Raw genomic sequence first — 2,781 nt, 5'->3', positions numbered from 1 at the left:
GTTGCCGGCTCCGTCGGCCCGACCGGCGAGCTTTTGGTGCCGCTCGGCGCTATGTCCTATGAGGAAGCGGTGGATGCCTTCGCCGAGCAGATCGAGGGCTTGAAGGCCGGCGGAGCCGAAGTCGCCTGGATCGAGACCATGTCGGCGCCGGATGAGATCCGCGCCGCGGCCGAAGCCGCGATCCGTGTCGGCCTGCCCTACACCTATACCGGTTCCTTCGATACGGCCGGCCGCACGATGATGGGGCTGTTGCCCAAGGATATCCACGGCGTTGCGGATGGACTATCGCAGGCTCCACTTGGGGTGGGCGCCAATTGCGGCGTCGGCGCAGCCGACATCCTGGCCTCGCTGCTCGACATGACCGACGCGAAGCCGGAAGCCACCGTGATCGTCAAGGGCAATTGCGGCATTCCGGAATTCCGCGGCAGCGAGATCCACTATTCCGGCACGCCGGAACTGATGGCCGACTATGTCCGGCTGGCAGTCGATGCGGGCGCCAAGATCGTCGGCGGCTGCTGCGGCACCTCGTTCGCTCACCTTGCCGCGATGCGCAAGGCGCTCGACGCGCACACCAAGTCGGCGCGTCCGACGGTCGAGACCATCGTCGAGCGCATCGGGCCGATGCGCAACAAGATAGCGAGCGCTGCCGAGGCAGGCGAAGGCCGTCGCGAACGCCGGCGCAGCCGCGCCTGAAGTTGGCCTGTTCTATGCGCTGTTTTCAGCGTAGCGCGACAGCGCCGTACCGAGATCGGTGGCGGCGCTGTTCTTGCTGTCTGCGCCCATCGTCATCAACGCGCCGGACGCGCGCGGGTCGCTGATCTGCTCCAGCATCACGCGAAAGCGGTCGTTGTTGAGCGCAGAGAGCGCCGTGTCGCGGGCCGCATCGACATTATTCCTGATCCGCGCGGATTCCGCCGACGGAGCGGACGGTGCTCGCGTCTGAAGATTGCCCGCAGTCGGCGTCACGTTCCCGGTGATATGCAATTCCAGCCCCTCACTTCTATCAGCTTTGACTAACAGGAGGGCATTGCGATCAAGTTCCGGAAAAGCCGCGCAATTTAACGATCGGCAAAAGCCGGCAGGTCCTCCGCCGGCTTTTTGTTCCATGGACGGCACCCGCCCTATCTGTTGGTGCCCAGCGACGAGGCTAGCCGCACCAGCGACAGGAATTCCGCCCTGTAGCCGAACGGATCAGCGCCGCGCGCGGCGTTGGCGATCTCCAGGATCCGGTCGTAGCCGAAATTCGCCGTCTGATCCGCGTCGCGCAGCTTCTGCCCGAAAGCCGCGACCGCGACCGAAAAGCGCTGGTCGACGCCGGCTTCATCGAAGGACGGCACCTCGTCGGCCGCGGTCACCGGTGTCGTGATCAGTTTCGAGACATTCTCGTTCGGCAGCTTGTAGCGGATTTTTACGAAGGCATATTCGCCCGCATTGGCAACGCCGCCATTGTCGACCTTCGCCTCGCCATAGCGCAACGGATCGACCTGCTCGGCGCCGCTTCCCTTGGGCGTGACCTCGTAGATCGCCGTCACCGAATGGCCGGAACCGATATCGCCGGCGTCGACGCGGTCATTGTTGAAATCCTCGCGCTTGAGCGCCCGCGTCTCATAGCCGACCAGCCGGTATTCCGAGACCTTGGCCGGGTTGAACTCGACTTGGATTTTCACATCCTTGGCAATGGTGAACAGCGTCGAGGACGCGTCCTCGACCAGCACCTTCTCGGCCTCGGCAAGCGTGTCGATATAGGCGGCCGTGCCATTGCCGTTCTGGGCTATGGTCTGCATCATCTGGTCGTTGAGATTGCCGCGGCCGAAGCCGAACACCGAGAGAAACACGCCGGTCTTGCGCTCCTTCTCGATCAACCGTTTGAGGTCGTCGTCATCGGTCTGGCCGACGTTGAAATCGCCGTCGGTGGCAAGCATCACGCGGTTGATGCCGTCCTTGACGAAAGACTGCTGCGCAAGTTTGTAGGCTTCCTTGATGCCTGCCTCGCCGGCGGTCGAACCGCCTGGCTCCAGATTGTCTATCGCTGCAAGAATCTTCTGCCTTTCCGCGGCCTTTGTCGGCATCAGCACCGTGCCGGCATTGCCGGCATAGGTGACGATGGAGACGGTGTCGTCGGCCTTGAGCTTGCTGACCAGCAACCGGAACGCCGACTTCAAGAGCGGCAGCTTGTCCGGCTCGTCCATCGAACCCGAAACATCGATCAGGAACACCAGGTTTGCCTTCGGCGCCTCGACCGGCTTCACGTCAAAACCCTTGATCGCAACATGCATCAGCTTGGTGCGCTCGTTCCAGGGCGTCGGCATGACGGTGACAGTCGAATTGAACGGCGTCGCGGCCGAGTCTGGACCCTTCCAGTCATAAGGGAAGTAGTTGATCATCTCTTCGACCCGGACCGTGCCTGGGTCGGGCAGAATACCTTCCTTCAGCGAGCGGCGGACGAAGGAATAGGACGCCGTGTCGACATCGATCGAGAAGGTCGACACCGGATCCTGGGCAGCTTGGTGCACCGGATTGGTCTTGAAGGTCTCGATGCGGTCGCGGTTTTGCTCTTGCGGCTGCATTTGATCGGCCGGCATGGGCGCCAGCTGAACCATCGGCCTGGAACCAGCGACGGCGCCAGCCGGCATCTCTGCAGGCTGCATGGCGGTTGCCGGCGCCTGGGCATTCGCGCGTCCGCCGGCGGCCAGCTGGTCAACCTCCGCAGGTGCAGGCGGCGGCGCAGGCAGCGCCTGTGGTACTTGCTTGGCAAAGTCCTTCAACGCCCCGTATTCCTGC

The 2,781-nt window shown here is 63.3% G+C and carries 3 protein-coding genes; 1 reads left to right on the top strand and 2 read right to left on the bottom strand.

Going from position 1 to position 2,781, the window contains the following annotated elements:
* Nucleotides 1-693 (top strand): betaine--homocysteine S-methyltransferase (bmt, locus tag EOA60_RS27275; RefSeq protein ID WP_128312183.1); only part of this gene is annotated, 693 nt, incomplete at its 5' end.
* A gap of 12 nt (nucleotides 694-705) precedes the next feature.
* On the opposite strand, the gene EOA60_RS27270 is transcribed toward bmt, so the two are convergent.
* Entirely contained in the window at nucleotides 706-1,107 is a 402-nt protein-coding gene (locus tag EOA60_RS27270; RefSeq protein ID WP_245322448.1) for a hypothetical protein, read from the bottom strand.
* 14 nt (nucleotides 1,108-1,121) lie between these two features.
* On the bottom strand, nucleotides 1,122-2,781 hold a 1,660-nt coding region (locus EOA60_RS27265), incomplete at its 5' end, for a VWA domain-containing protein (protein ID WP_164899573.1).

This window comes from Mesorhizobium sp. M1A.F.Ca.IN.020.06.1.1 (assembly GCF_004023265.1).
Lineage (GTDB): Bacteria > Pseudomonadota > Alphaproteobacteria > Rhizobiales > Rhizobiaceae > Mesorhizobium.
This window is presented reverse-complemented; position numbering and strand designations above follow the sequence as displayed.